The organism is Lysinibacillus sp. Ag94 (genome assembly GCF_023242215.1).
In the GTDB taxonomy this organism is placed as follows: Bacteria; Bacillota; Bacilli; order Bacillales_A; family Planococcaceae; genus Lysinibacillus.
In genome coordinates this window covers 4,061,501-4,075,620 of the sequence record NZ_CP096780.1, presented here as the reverse complement: position 1 = coordinate 4,075,620, position 14,120 = coordinate 4,061,501, and the positions used below count along the sequence as shown (strand labels likewise).

At 39.6% G+C, this 14,120-nt stretch carries 12 protein-coding genes; all 12 read left to right on the top strand.

What is annotated here, in order from left to right; translation table 11 throughout:
* Positions 1-14: 14 nt before the first annotated feature.
* Positions 15-2,021, top strand: a complete 2,007-nt coding sequence (gene ligA / locus MY533_RS19225) for an NAD-dependent DNA ligase LigA (RefSeq protein ID WP_248717212.1) — start codon at positions 15-17, stop codon at positions 2,019-2,021.
* A gap of 147 nt (positions 2,022-2,168) precedes the next feature.
* On the top strand, positions 2,169-3,302 hold the full coding sequence (locus MY533_RS19220) for a CamS family sex pheromone protein (protein ID WP_132363466.1): 1,134 nt from the start codon (positions 2,169-2,171) through the stop codon (positions 3,300-3,302).
* A gap of 821 nt (positions 3,303-4,123) precedes the next feature.
* A complete protein-coding gene (gene gatC / locus MY533_RS19215) occupies positions 4,124-4,411 on the top strand; it encodes an Asp-tRNA(Asn)/Glu-tRNA(Gln) amidotransferase subunit GatC (protein WP_010857153.1) in 288 nt (95 codons plus the stop codon).
* 24 nt (positions 4,412-4,435) lie between these two features.
* On the top strand, positions 4,436-5,899 hold the full coding sequence (gene gatA / locus MY533_RS19210) for an Asp-tRNA(Asn)/Glu-tRNA(Gln) amidotransferase subunit GatA (RefSeq protein WP_248717211.1): 1,464 nt from the start codon (positions 4,436-4,438) through the stop codon (positions 5,897-5,899).
* Between the two features lies 1 nt (position 5,900).
* A complete protein-coding gene (gene gatB, locus MY533_RS19205; RefSeq protein WP_248717210.1) occupies positions 5,901-7,328 on the top strand; it encodes an Asp-tRNA(Asn)/Glu-tRNA(Gln) amidotransferase subunit GatB in 1,428 nt (475 codons plus the stop codon).
* 239 nt (positions 7,329-7,567) lie between these two features.
* Positions 7,568-8,128 (top strand): thioredoxin family protein, encoded by a 561-nt coding sequence (locus MY533_RS19200; protein WP_248717209.1) that lies wholly within the window; start codon positions 7,568-7,570, stop codon positions 8,126-8,128.
* A 134-nt stretch (positions 8,129-8,262) separates the two neighbouring features.
* Positions 8,263-9,177, top strand: a complete 915-nt coding sequence (locus MY533_RS19195; RefSeq protein ID WP_248717208.1) for a diacylglycerol kinase — start codon at positions 8,263-8,265, stop codon at positions 9,175-9,177.
* 609 nt (positions 9,178-9,786) lie between these two features.
* Entirely contained in the window at positions 9,787-11,133 is a 1,347-nt protein-coding gene (locus MY533_RS19190) for a cytochrome ubiquinol oxidase subunit I (RefSeq protein ID WP_248717207.1), read from the top strand.
* Complete coding sequence (locus MY533_RS19185) at positions 11,130-12,155, top strand: cytochrome d ubiquinol oxidase subunit II (RefSeq protein ID WP_248717206.1); 1,026 nt, start codon at positions 11,130-11,132, stop codon at positions 12,153-12,155. Before MY533_RS19190 ends, MY533_RS19185 begins: the two co-directional genes overlap by 4 nt.
* A gap of 13 nt (positions 12,156-12,168) precedes the next feature.
* Positions 12,169-12,291, top strand: a complete 123-nt coding sequence (locus MY533_RS22210; protein ID WP_256469478.1) for a cytochrome bd oxidase small subunit CydS family protein — start codon at positions 12,169-12,171, stop codon at positions 12,289-12,291.
* 160 nt (positions 12,292-12,451) lie between these two features.
* On the top strand, positions 12,452-13,825 hold the full coding sequence (gene rlmD / locus MY533_RS19180) for a 23S rRNA (uracil(1939)-C(5))-methyltransferase RlmD (protein ID WP_248717205.1): 1,374 nt from the start codon (positions 12,452-12,454) through the stop codon (positions 13,823-13,825).
* On the top strand, positions 13,825-14,013 hold the full coding sequence (locus tag MY533_RS19175; RefSeq protein WP_248717204.1) for a hypothetical protein: 189 nt from the start codon (positions 13,825-13,827) through the stop codon (positions 14,011-14,013). The genes rlmD and MY533_RS19175 overlap by 1 nt, the downstream gene beginning before the upstream one ends.
* Positions 14,014-14,120 lie beyond the last annotated feature (107 nt).

Here is a 14,120-nt window from a genome sequence, read left to right as displayed (position 1 = left end):
GCGGAGGAACTTAAATGAACGAAATTGAACAGCGCGTTATGGAGTTAAATAAATTATTACACGAATACGGTCATGCCTATTACGTGTTGGATAAACCTATCGTAGCAGATAGTGTTTATGACCAATTATTGCATGAGCTTATTGCATTAGAGGAAGCGAATCCGTCACTTATTTACCCAGATTCACCTACGCAGCGTGTTGGCGGAGCAGTGGTAGAAGGCTTTAAGAAGGTGACTCACGATTATCCGATGCTAAGTCTATCAAACGCTTTTAATGAAGAAGATTTACGTGAATTTGACCGTAAAGTACGTCAAGCAATCGGTGATAACTTTTCCTATGTTTGTGAGTTGAAAATTGATGGTCTTGCCATTTCATTAAAATACGAAAATGGCGTTTTTGTACAAGGAGCAACGCGAGGAGATGGTGTTGTAGGGGAAGATATTACAGCAAATTTAAAAACAATTCGAGCAATACCTCTTCGATTGAAGGAGCCACTTACAATTGAAGTACGTGGCGAGGCGTATATGCCTAAAAAATCATTTGAAAAATTGAATACCCTTCGTACTGAGAATGGAGAAGAACTATTTGCTAATCCGAGAAATGCGGCTGCTGGTTCTTTACGCCAGTTAGATCCTAAAATAGCAGCGAGTCGTCAGCTATCAACCTTTATTTATGCAATTGGGGGAGATGGCGAGGCATATGGTATTGACGGTCATGCAGAGATGCTCGATTATTTAGAGGGACTAGGCTTCCCGTCAAACAAAGAGCGTCAACGCTGCTCAACGATTGAAGAAGTACTAGCCTTTATCGAAAAATGGACTGATAACCGTCCGAATTTAGCCTATGAAATTGACGGTATTGTTATTAAGGTAGATCGCTATGCGCAACAGGATGAGCTTGGTTATACAGCAAAGAGTCCACGTTGGGCAATTGCCTATAAATTCCCTGCTGAGGAAGTAGTGACAACATTACTTGATATTGATTTAACGGTTGGGCGTACAGGTGTTGTTACACCAACTGCTATTTTAACGCCTGTTCAAGTGGCAGGTACGACAGTTCAACGTGCGTCCTTACACAATGAGGATTTAATTCGAGAGAAAGATATTCGACTAGGAGATACTGTCATTATCCGAAAAGCCGGAGATATTATTCCTCAAGTTGTAGGTGTAATACTGGAGCAGCGCCCTGAGGACTCAGTGCCATATGTAATGCCTGAACATTGTCCAGTTTGTGATAGCGAGCTTATTCGTATTGAAGGAGAAGTGGCATTACGTTGTGTAAATCCAGCATGCTTTGCACAAATTGCGGAGAGCATTAAATATTTCGTATCGCGTAATGCTATGAATATTGACGGTCTTGGTGATAAAGTCGTTGAGCAATTATTACGTGCAGATTTAATTCATGATATCTCTGATTTGTATCACTTAACTGTAGAACAGCTTGTTGAGCTTGAGCGTATGGGAGAAAAATCAGCGACGAATTTAGTCAGTGCTATTCAGGCTTCTAAAGAAAATTCGATGGAGCGTTTACTAATTGGATTAGGGATACGACATGTTGGTGAAAAAGCAGCAAAAATTGTTTCAGAGGAGTTTGAAACGATGGAAGCGGTGATGGCAGCAACAGAGGAGCAACTAGTGGCGATTCATGAAATCGGCGATAAAATGGCTTCATCGCTAGTCGAGTATTTTTCAAATGAGGATGCTCGTGCAGTCATTGGGCGCCTTGCTGAAGTAGGCGTCAATATGACGTATAAAGGTAAAAAAATAGAAGTAGCTGTAGGGGATAATCCTTTTGCAGGTAAAACAATCGTATTAACTGGTAAACTTGAGCAATTGACACGTAACGAAGCAAAGGCGAAAATAGAAGAGTTAGGTGGTATTGTTACAGGTAGTGTCAGCAAAAAAACTGACCTTGTCATTGCAGGAGCAGAGGCGGGTTCTAAACTAGCAAAAGCCGAGCAATTAGGTATTAAAGTTTGGAATGAAGACAGCCTGATCGAACAACTTAACCTCGTCCAATAAAGAATAGTAGTGAAGATAAGTATGATGAATTGTCCTAGCCACTTGGTGGAATGAAGAGGCATTTTATAAATGTCTCTTCGTTCCACAGGTAAGGTATGAACAATTCGTCGAGCACAATTTGATTTACAGTAAAGGAGTACAAACATAATGAAGTCATTTCGACTCATTCCAGCAATTGTCGCTGCTGCAATGCTAGTCGGCTGTGTGCCTTCTAATAAGAAGGAAACAGAGCTTACACAGGAGACGCAACAGGAAAAAGCGGAAACAACGATTATTCCAAGCATACAGATTGATGATTCATACTATAGGACGCTAACACCATATAAACAAAGTGCTAGCAGAGGATTAGTAGTTTCAAATATTTTTACGAAATATGATATGAAGGAAGTAGAAACAGGTTTAATGCGTCTTTCTCAAAATGAGTTTGACACAGAAAACTACTTCTTCCAAGAGGGGCAGTATTTAGCTGAAAGCACAGTGACAGATTGGCTTGCACGTAGTTCACAAACGAAGGATGGTTTAAATCCTCCAACGACGGACTCAATGCCAGCAGAAGAACGTGCAACGAAGGCCCCAATCTATTTATCACATATTGTTGAGCAAAATTATTTAACAAAAACTAGTGATAATAAAGTGAAATTAGGCGGTATTTCAATAGGACTTTCCTTAAACTCTATTTATTACTATCAAAAAGAAAAATATGGAGAGTACTATGAGGAACCAATTCCGGAGGCAAAACTCGTTGAGCAAGGAAAGAAAATGGCCGCTGAAATTGTGTCTCGCTTAAGAACCCGTGATGAATTGAAAGATATACCGATTGTAGTAGGCTTGTTTAAACAAAAAGCTCGCAATGATATTATTCCAGGAACGTATTTTAGCTATGGCGTAGCAAAAGCAGGACAAAACGACGTAGCTGATTGGAAAGGTATTGACGAAGAATATGTACTATTCCCAACTAGTGAATCACAGGATGTATACAGGGATGTTAGCAATAACTTTAAGAATTTTAAACAAGATGTAGATAAATACTTTTCGAATTATACTAGTGTAATAGGAAAAGGCTTCTATCAAAATAAAAAAATTCAAAAGCTAACGATTGAAGTGCCAATCCAATTTTACGGCAAGTCTGAAATTATAGGATTTACTCAATATTTAACAGGGGTTCTGATCAATCAATTTGATAACATCAATGTTGAAGTAAATATTACCTCAATAAACGGTCCAGAGGCATTGATCGTTAAAAATGCCAGCGAAAAGGAACCATACGTCCATATCTATTAACATATAGTCAGCCTCGAGCTGACTATTTTTTGTGGAAAGAAAAATGAGCTTTGATCATATACGTTGGAAGAATTAATCAGAAGGATAGATAGACTCTTTAGAGTGACGGATAGAAGAGCAAAAGCTAAGGATAGTTTCCTAGGATCGACGAATAGAAGAAAAGGCGACGGATAGAGAAGCGAAAGCGACGGAAGGATTCCCCTGAGCGACGGATAAAGTCTTCGAAACGACGGAAAGAAACAAAGGTGACGGATAGCCCATCGGAAGTGACGGATAAAAGAGCGAAAGCGACGGAAGGATTCCCCTGAGCGACGGATAAAGTCTTCGAAACGACGGAAAGAAACGATGGCGACGGATAGCCGATCGGAAGTGACGGATAAAAAAAGCGAAAGCGACGGAAGGATTCCTCGAAGCGACGGATAAAGTCTTCGAAACGACGGAAAGAAACAAGGGCGACGGATAGCCCAACGGAAGTGATGGATAGAGAAGCAAAAACGACGGAAGGATTCCTCGGAACGACGGATAAAGTCTTCGAAACGACGGAAAGCCTCTGAAGTGACGGAAAGCATCTTGGCCCGAGAGCCGAGAGCATGGCACACAATCCATGCCCTACTCCCGAAAAGCAAAGTCTATATGAAGGACTTTAAAGACAGTCCCTAAAGACAACACTTCGTCATAGTAGTGAAAGTTTCTTTATTTTTGGTGAAAGTTGTGATTTTTAATATGAAAAATGTTATGATAATTTGCATGGTTAACTTTATTCAACCCTATTGTCATCGACAAAAACAATGAATTGAATGAGTATTCGGAGGTGTGGAAAAATGGCAAAATTAACAAAAGAAGAAGTTAAACACGTTGCAAATTTAGCACGTCTTGCAATTACGGAAGAGGAAGCAGAGAAATTTGCTGAACAGCTTGGTAAAATTACAGACTTCGCAGAGCAACTAAACGAGTTAGATACAACGAATGTTGAACCAACAACTCATGTTTTACCACTAGTAAATGTAATGCGTGAAGATGTGGCAACAAAAGGCTTAGACCGTGAAGTAATGATGTTAAACGTAAAAGAACAAGAAGATGGTCAAGTAAAAGTACCAGCTATCATGTAATACTAAAACATAGGAGGATTCCTCATGACGTTATTTGAACGTTCAGCAAAAGAGCTACAAGCTGACATTAAAGCGGGTAAGCTAACAATCGCTGATTTAACAAAAGAAGCATACGAACGTGTGGCAAAGCTTGACGGCGATGTACAAGCTTTCCTTGCTTTAAACGAAGAAAAAGCAACTGCACAAGCAGTTGAAATGGACAAAGTGCCATTTGAAGAGCGTGGACCACTTTTCGGTCTTCCTATCGGTGTTAAAGATAACATCGTAACAGAAGGTTTAGAAACAACTTGTGCTTCTAAAATTCTAGAAGGCTTTATGCCAATTTACGATGCAACAGTAGTTAAGAAGCTACGTGAAGCAGGTATGGTCACTATCGGTAAATTAAACATGGACGAGTTTGCAATGGGTTCTTCAAATGAAAACTCGTACTATAAAACGACAAAAAATCCATGGAACTTAAACCACGTACCAGGTGGATCTTCAGGTGCGTCTGCAGCAGCAGTAGCAGCAGGTGAAGTACCATTCTCACTTGGTTCTGATACAGGTGGTTCAATCCGTCAACCAGCAGCATATTGCGGTGTTGTAGGGATGAAACCTACATATGGTCGTGTATCTCGCTTTGGTTTAGTTGCATTTGCATCTTCTTTAGATCAAATCGGGCCAATTACTCGTAATGTTGAAGACAACGCTCTTTTACTTGAAGCCATTGCAGGATTAGATTCAAACGATTCAACTTCTGCAAACGTAGAAGTTCCAAACTACGCAGCAGCACTTACAGGCGACGTAAAAGGCTTACGTATCGCTGTGCCAAAAGAGTTCCTTGGTGAAGGTGTTGGCGAAGCAGCACGCCAATCAGTGCTTGAAGCATTAGAAGTATTAAAAGGCTTAGGTGCTACAGTAGAAGAAGTATCACTTCCACATTCGAAATACGCACTTGCAGCATACTATATTCTTTCTTCTTCAGAAGCGTCTTCTAACCTTTCTCGTTTTGACGGTATCCGTTATGGTTTCCGTGCAGAAAATGTTAATAATTTGATGGACCTTTATAAAGAAACACGTGCACAAGGCTTCGGTGATGAAGTAAAACGTCGTATCATGCTTGGTACTTACTCATTAAGCGCAGGTACGTATGATGCTTACTACAAAAAAGCGCAACAAGCACGTACACTTATCAAAGCAGACTATGACAAAGTATTTGAAGACTTTGATGTAATCATTGGACCAACTTCTCCAACACCAGCATTTAAAATTGGTGAAAACGTTAATGATCCAATGACGATGTATGCAAATGATATTTTAACAATTCCTATGAACTTAGCTGGTGTGCCAGCCATTTCAATTCCATGTGGCTTTGAAAATGAGCTGCCATTAGGCTTACAAATTATCGGTAAATACTTCGACGAAGCAACAATTTACCGTGTAGCTCATGCTTTTGAACAAGCAACCGAGTTCCATAAACAAGTTCCTCAAATTTGGGAGGGAAAATAACATGAACTTTGAAACAGTCATTGGTTTAGAAGTACACGTTGAGTTAAAAACGAACTCAAAAATCTTCTCATCAGCACCAGCTCATTTCGGTGCTGAACCAAATACAAATACTACAGTAATCGATTTAGGTTATCCTGGTGTTCTACCAGTACTAAATAAAAATGTTGTTGATTTCGCAATGCGTGCAGCACTTGCACTTAACATGGAAATCGAACAAGAAACAAAATTTGACCGTAAAAACTACTTCTATCCAGATAATCCGAAAGCCTATCAAATTTCTCAATTCGATAAGCCAATCGGTAAAAACGGCTGGATTGATATCGAGGTAGACGGTTATACAAAACGTATCGGTATTACGCGTCTTCATATGGAAGAAGATGCAGGGAAGCTTTCTCACTCTGGTGACCACTCTTTAGTTGACTTTAACCGTCAAGGTACACCACTTGTAGAAATCGTTTCTGAGCCAGATATTCGTACAGCAAACGAAGCGTATGCTTACTTAGAAAAATTAAAATCAATTATCCAATATACAGATGTCTCTGACTGTAAAATGGAAGAAGGTTCACTTCGTTGTGACGCCAACATTTCTATTCGTCCATATGGTCAAGAAGAATTTGGTACAAAGACAGAGCTTAAAAACCTTAACTCTTTCAACTATGTTCGCCGTGGTATAGAGCACGAGGAATTACGCCAAGCTGATGTTCTTCTTTCAGGTGGGGTAATTGAGCAAGAAACTCGTCGCTTCGATGAAAAAACAGGCAAAACAATTCTTATGCGTGTAAAAGAAGGAACTGACGATTACCGCTACTTCCCAGAGCCAGACTTAGTTCGTCTATCGATCTCTGATGAATGGTTAGAGCGAGTAAAATCAGAAATTCCTGAGCTTCCAGATGCTCGTAAAAAACGCTATGCTGATGAATTAGGCTTAACACCATATGATGCAGGAGTTCTTGTTATTTCAAAAGAAATCTCAGACTTCTTCGAGGCTATGGTAGCTAAAGGTGCAGATGCAAAGCTTTCAGCAAACTGGCTTATGGGTGATGTTTCTGCATACTTAAATGCAGAACAAAAAGACCTTAAAGATACTGCATTAACGCCAGAAAACCTTGCGGAAATGGTGAAATTAATCACTGAAGGAACTATTTCTTCTAAAATCGGAAAAAAAGTATTTGCTGAATTAGTAGAAAATGGTGGTTCCGCAGCAGAAATCGTTAAAGCAAAAGGTTTAGTTCAAATTTCTGATGAAGGTGCATTACTTGCTATCGTTACAGAAGTTTTAGACAACAATGCACAATCAATTGAAGACTTCAAAAACGGTAAAGATCGCGCTATCGGCTTCTTAGTTGGTCAAATTATGAAAGCTACTAAAGGTCAAGCGAACCCACCAATGGTCAATAAATTATTACAACAAGAGATTGCAAAACGTTAATTGCAATTATTATAGAAGGCCAAGAGAGCAAATTCGTTTTCTTGGCTTTTTATTTTAAAAAATATACATACAAAAGACTCTTTAGGGTATCTATACAAAGATAAATGCCTTGCCAAGTAAAACGATATTTGCTGTAAATCGACACTAAAAAATACCAAATTAACACTTAATAGTTGTCTTCAAAGAGTATTCATAGCAAAATATAGTATAGAACATGATATAGCTTTAGGAGGTAATCAATGAAAACTGAACAACAATATTTCGATGATGCGATTTCGATTCAACAATATATGGATAATATGACGACGTTAAAAGAGGAAAGCTTCCGTATTTATGATGGCTTCGAAGTGCCATTAAACGATGGTTTTATCGAACTACTAAAGGACAAGCAACCAAAAATTCTAACAATTACTGAGGATTGGTGCGGGGACGCCATGTTAAACAATCCAGTTATTCGTCGAGTTGCAGAGGCAGCAGGGTTAGCTATGCGCGCAGTATTACGTGATGCTGATACAGATTTAATTGATCGCTATTTAACAAACGGTGGCCGTGCAATTCCGATTTATATTTTATTAGATGATGCTGGGCAGGTTGTTGGGAAATGGGGACCGCGTGCACCGGAATTACAGGAACTAGTAGTGAGTAAGCGAGCTACTTTACCTGATAAAGAAGATCCTACATTTGAAGATGCACAAAAAGCACTATATGCTGAAATTCGTGAAGAGAATATTACGAATAAAGCATATTGGACATTTGTCTATGAGGATTTCAAAAAGCAAGTAACAGCTGCATTACAATAATTATAAATCGTAAGGCTGCATATCAGAGAATAAGGACATGCCTTACTTTTGTTGACTATTGAAAGCTTAATGCAACATTTAAACGAATAGTTCGTTGAAAGAAATAGAATCTTATGAAGCAAAGAAGGTATGTTATGAAACGAGCAAGAATCATTTATAATCCTACATCTGGGCGTGAAGTGTTTAAAAAGCATCTACCAGAAGTATTGGCAAAATTAGAGGTAGCAGGCTATGAGACATCTTGTCACGCTACAACTTGTGAAGGCGATGCAACCATTGCAGCAAAAAATGCAGTTGAACGTGGCTTTGATATCATCATTGCAGTTGGTGGAGATGGCACATTAAATGAAGTTGTTTCAGGTGTGAGTTCATTTGAGAACCGCCCGAAAGTAGGTTTAATTCCGATGGGCACTACGAATGACTTTGCCCGTGCCGTGCATATTCCGCGAAATATTGAAGCTGCAGTTGACATCATTATTAAAGGCGAAACGTTGCCGGTTGATGTTGGTTTATTAAATGGGGAACGCTATTTCATTAATATTGCCGCTGGCGGACGTATTACAGAGTTAACTTATGAAGTGCCAAGTAAAATGAAAACAATGCTAGGGCAGCTAGCTTATTACTTAAAAGCAGTAGAAATGATCCCATCGATTAAAGCTTCCCATATGCGTATCGAATACGATGGGGAAGTATTTGATGGGGATGCCATGATGTTTTTATGCGGCTTAACAAATTCAGTGGGTGGCTTTGAAAAGCTAGCACCTGATGCAAGTATTAATGATGGCTACTTTACTTTATTAGTATTGAAAAAAGTAAGCTTACCTGAATTTATTCAGCTTGCTGCAATGGCATTAAGAGGCGAGCATTTAAATGATGATCGTGTAATTTATAAAAAGGCAAGTGTTGTAAAAGTATCTACTGAAGATGAAATACATTTAAACTTAGATGGTGAGTATGGTGGGGATGCACCTGCTACATTTGAAAACTTAAAGCGCCATATTGAGATTTTTGTTCCACTAGCAGATATTCGTGAAGAAGACCGTATATAATGAACATAAAAAAGAGCTCTGCTTAATTTAGGTGGAGCTCTGTTTAATTTAAGGTGAGAGCCTGTTTAATCGAATTTTTTGGTGATTAATGGTTCATCACCAAAAGTTGTGGAGGATTTTTGTTAAAAAGTCTACTATGTAAATAAGTTGATTGGAGTGGAGGCTGGGCGACTCCTTGGGGATTAGCGTCACAGATGAGACCCTGCAGCGTAGCGAAGCGGCTCATCGGACGCCCCCAGGAAAGCGGCCAGCCGGAACGGAAATCAACCACACGTTTTGGTGATGGTCCATATTAATGGGTTAATCACCATATATATGAATATTTTCATCCTTTAATTGGTATTGTGAATGAATTAAGAAAAATGTTTGGCAAATGTGCGTATATTACTTGAACAAAATTTGAAACCTTTATAATAGGCCGAAATTCCGGTCCATTATAAAGGTTTTTTTCGTTGCAATAGTGGAAAATGGGGTAGAGATAAGGGAAAGGAAGTGTTGCCTTTGTATAAATCACAGGAAAGAAAGCTCATTTGGCTAAGCTTTGGTGTTGCAATTATTATGCTACTTTCCATACTTGGGAGAATATTTGGAGGTTAGGGGGGCAATGACATGGTGAATGAATCAGCAGTCTTTTGGAGTAGAGCATTAACGGAACTAACTTTATCCTTCCATATTATTTATGCAACGATTGGTGTTGGTGTCCCATTAATGATTATGATCGCACAATGGACTGGGTATAAAAAGAATGATGAGCACTATATTTTAATGGCAAGACGTTGGGCACGAGGTTTTGTTATTACGGTTGCAGTTGGAGTCGTCACAGGGACAGCAATTGGCTTACAGTTATCCTTACTATGGCCGAATTTCATGCAGCTTGCCGGTCAGACAATTGCCTTACCACTTTTCATGGAAACGTTCGCATTTTTCTTTGAAGCCATCTTTTTAGGCATCTACCTATATACTTGGGATCGCTTCGATAGTCAGAAGAAGCATATGCTACTGTTAATCCCAGTTGCTGTCGGTGCATCGATGTCAGCTGTGTTTATAACAATTGTCAATGCGTTTATGAATGCGCCACAAGGATTTGATATTGTGGACGGCCAGCTAGTGAATATACAACCATTTTTAGCAATGTTTAATCCAGCAATGCCGACAAAGGTAGCGCATGTTCTCGTTACAGCTTATATGACATCCGCATTTGTGTTAGCAGCAATTGCAGGATATCGTATGCTTAGAGGCTCTAAGCATATATATCATAAAAAATCTTTATTACTACTTATGAAGATTGGTCTGATTTTCTCCATTGCTTCAGCAATTATTGGAGACTTTTCAGGAAAATATTTAGCAGAATATCAGCCAGAAAAACTAGCTGCGGCTGAGTGGCATTTTGAAACGACAGACAAAGCTTCCCTTATACTATTTGGTGTATTAGAGGGGGAAGAAGTAAAATATGCTATTAAAGTACCTTATGCTTTGAGTGTTTTAGCACATAATAATCCAAATGCAGAGGTAATTGGCTTAGATCAATTTGCAGAAGAAGATAGACCACCACTATATATCCATTACCTCTTTAATATCATGGTGTTTATCGGCATGTTTATGGCACTCGTTTCACTAGTTTATGTATGCGGGAAAGCACGTGATTGGCAGTTTATTCATTCACGTTGGTTTAGATGGATTGTTGTTGCAGGTGGACCACTTTCTATTATTGCGATTGAAGCAGGATGGTGGCTTGCTGAAGTTGGACGACAGCCTTGGATCTTATATGGATTAATGCGAACACCAGAAGGGGCCACGACGAGTGACCATGTAGATTTAATGATGCTGTTGTTTACAGGTGTGTATGCCGTATTAGGAGTAGGAAGTATGGTCGTGTTAATTCGTATGTTCAAAAAGAATCCAATTGAGCGAGAGTTAGAAGATCGCCATGCTGAAAAAGGCGGTGACATCCTATGACATTAGAGATTTTAGGTATTTCAGTTTTATGGATTTTCCTATTTGGTTATGTCATTGTAGCTTCAATCGATTTTGGTGCAGGCTTTTTTAATGCCTACAGCCTACTAATCGGAAAAAATCACATTTTAACAAATATTATTAAACGTTATTTATCACCAGTTTGGGAAGTAACCAATGTCTTTTTAGTATTCTTCTTTGTTGGGATTGTTGGATTTTTCCCACAAACAGCTTTCTATTATGGAACGATTTTACTCGTTCCAGTTAGTATTTCGCTAGTACTTCTTGCAATACGAGGCTCCTATTATGCATTTGAATCATATGGAGCACGTGGGCATATTGGTTACACGTTGACGTATGGTATAGCAGGCTTACTTATTCCAGCCTCACTCTCTGTTGTATTTGCGATTGCGGCTGGCGGCTATGTGGATATTACTGACGGGCAACCGGTCTTGAATTATTGGACGTTGTATACGAGCCCGTTTGCTTGGAGTATTGTCGTGCTAAGCATTGCAGCGGTACTGTATATTTCAGCCGTGTTTTTAACTTGGTATGCACATAAAGCTAAGGATCGAGAAGCTACAAATTTAATGCGAAAATACGCACTTGCCTGGGCGATACCATTAATGTTGAGTGCGCTCGGCATTATGTACGAAATGAAATTCATTAACCCTGAAAGTTACAATAACTTGGTTAATTTATGGTGGATGTTTGCCATATCTGCCGTGCTATTTATTATTACTGTAGTGCTACTATGGATGCGAAAAAATTACGGTCTTGCGGTTAGTTTATTGATTGCCCAATTTGCAGTGGCATTCTTTGCATATGGAATTGCCCAATACCCATATTTACTGTATCCGTATTTAACAATTTACGATAGCTTTACAAGCACACAAATGGCGATTGCACTCGTCATTGCGTTTATTTTGGGACTATGTCTGCTTATTCCATCACTGTTCTTGTTGTTGAAATTATTCCTTTTCAACAAAAATTATGTGACAGGAAAAGAAGATAATCACGCATAGGAGGGATACAACTATGACAAGCTTTTTGATTTTTTATGCACCATTTATAGTCGTCATCCTAGGTGTAGTTGCTGCTTTCTGGTGGGCACCTAGAGATTACCATACAGTAAGGAAAGAGGGGAAGAGTCGCGAATAGCGGCTCTTTTTTCTACTCGTGTAAAGGTGATCAGTTGGAAGAGATTTCTGATCAGTTAGAAGAGGAGTCGACCACATTTGGGCCATTAATATGAAGCCTTGTTCTTTTTTCATCCGCCTCAACATGCTACAATAAAGAGATTGAAATGGAGGATGTACGAATGTCAGCACCCGTGAAAAAGAATGACCGACTAACAGTTTATATAGAAGATTTAACACATGATGGCAATGGCGTCGCAAAGGTCGATGGCTATCCATTATTTATCCAAGGTGCACTTCCTAGTGAAACGGCGGAAATACATGTTGTAAAAACGTTAAAAAACTACGGCTTTGCAAAGATCGTAGAAATTCTCGAGCCTTCATCAGATCGTGTAGATGCGCCTTGTGAATATTTTAAACAATGTGGCGGCTGCCAATTACAGCACCTGTCTTATGAAGGACAGTTAAAATGGAAAGAAAACATGGTGCGTAATGTCATGCAGCGCATTGGTAAAATTGATGCGCCTGTTCTACCAGTAAAGGGCATGGAAGAGCCATGGCATTACCGTAATAAAGCGCAAATACCTTTCTCCTCAAATGAAGCAGGGCAAGCAATTGCTGGTTTCTACAAAACGAAGTCTCATAGCATTGTGGATATGGAGCGATGCTTAATTCAGACTGGAGAAGCGGACGCTATTCTTGCAGGTTTGAAAAAGGAATTAGCGGCAATCGGTGTTCGACCATACAACGAGCAAACACATGAAGGAATGCTACGCCACGTAGTTATTCGTAAAGCACGAGCAACTGGTGAAGTGATGGTTGTCGTCGTAACTAAAAAGAAAAAATTCCCGCAAAAAGAAGCCGCTGTTGCGACAATCCAAAAGCTTGTCCCGAATGTTACATCCATTATGCAAAACGTTAATAGCGACAAAACGAACGTTATTTTCGGTGATGAAACCGTAAATCTGTGGGGCAAGGACGTTATTATTGATACAATTGGCGATGTTCGCTTTGAAATTTCAGCCCGTTCATTTTACCAAGTAAACCCTGAGCAAACGGAAGTTCTATACAAACAAGCATTAGACTACGCTAACTTGCAGGGTGATGAACGAGTAATTGATGCATACTGTGGTATCGGCACAATTTCTTTATTCCTTGCACAAAAAGCAAAGGCTGTTATGGGGGTTGAAATTGTCCCACAAGCGATTGAAGATGCAAAACGCAATGCAGCACTAAATGGCTTTACGAACACGTATTTCGAGGCTGGGCCAGCAGAGGAAGTTATTCCACGCTGGTATAAGGAAGGTAAAGAAGCGGATGTTTTAGTAGTTGACCCACCACGCAAAGGCTGCGATGAGGCGCTTCTTCAGACGATTTTAGAGCAACGTCCTAAGCGTGTTGTGTATGTGTCCTGTAACCCAGCTACATTAGCTCGTGACCTTCGAATTTTAGAGGATGGGGGCTATCAAACGCAGGAGATTCAACCTGTAGATATGTTCCCACATTCGACGCATGTGGAGGTTGTTACGGAACTAACTCTAAAGGAGCGATCATAATGGACGCAGCAAAAAAATGGCTCTCTATCCCGAAAGATAGTAGAGAAATGCTCGTGAAAAACGTATTTTGTGGCAATTGTGGTGTAACGACAATTGTGAAGTACACGATACAAGAGGGAGAATATGCCCCTGTATTGAAGGGGAAATGCAAGACTTGTGGTAGGGATGTTGCTCGGGTGATTGATTAGTAAATGATAGAACTCTGAAAGGATGGAGTGAATATTCCATCCTTTTTGTGTAAGCATGGAAGGGTTTTGGTTGAATTTTATGCTTGAATAGAAGAGGTATCTTTTGA

Coding starts and splice junctions, on each gene's coding strand:
- ligA (WP_248717212.1), top strand. CDS start 15: ATGAACGAAATTGAACAGCGCGTTATGGAGTTAAATAAATTATTACAC.
- MY533_RS19220 (WP_132363466.1), top strand. CDS start 2,169: ATGAAGTCATTTCGACTCATTCCAGCAATTGTCGCTGCTGCAATGCTA.
- gatC (WP_010857153.1), top strand. CDS start 4,124: ATGGCAAAATTAACAAAAGAAGAAGTTAAACACGTTGCAAATTTAGCA.
- gatA (WP_248717211.1), top strand. CDS start 4,436: ATGACGTTATTTGAACGTTCAGCAAAAGAGCTACAAGCTGACATTAAA.
- gatB (WP_248717210.1), top strand. CDS start 5,901: ATGAACTTTGAAACAGTCATTGGTTTAGAAGTACACGTTGAGTTAAAA.
- MY533_RS19200 (WP_248717209.1), top strand. CDS start 7,568: ATGAAAACTGAACAACAATATTTCGATGATGCGATTTCGATTCAACAA.
- MY533_RS19195 (WP_248717208.1), top strand. CDS start 8,263: ATGAAACGAGCAAGAATCATTTATAATCCTACATCTGGGCGTGAAGTG.
- MY533_RS19190 (WP_248717207.1), top strand. CDS start 9,787: ATGGTGAATGAATCAGCAGTCTTTTGGAGTAGAGCATTAACGGAACTA.
- MY533_RS19185 (WP_248717206.1), top strand. CDS start 11,130: ATGACATTAGAGATTTTAGGTATTTCAGTTTTATGGATTTTCCTATTT.
- MY533_RS22210 (WP_256469478.1), top strand. CDS start 12,169: ATGACAAGCTTTTTGATTTTTTATGCACCATTTATAGTCGTCATCCTA.
- rlmD (WP_248717205.1), top strand. CDS start 12,452: ATGTCAGCACCCGTGAAAAAGAATGACCGACTAACAGTTTATATAGAA.
- MY533_RS19175 (WP_248717204.1), top strand. CDS start 13,825: ATGGACGCAGCAAAAAAATGGCTCTCTATCCCGAAAGATAGTAGAGAA.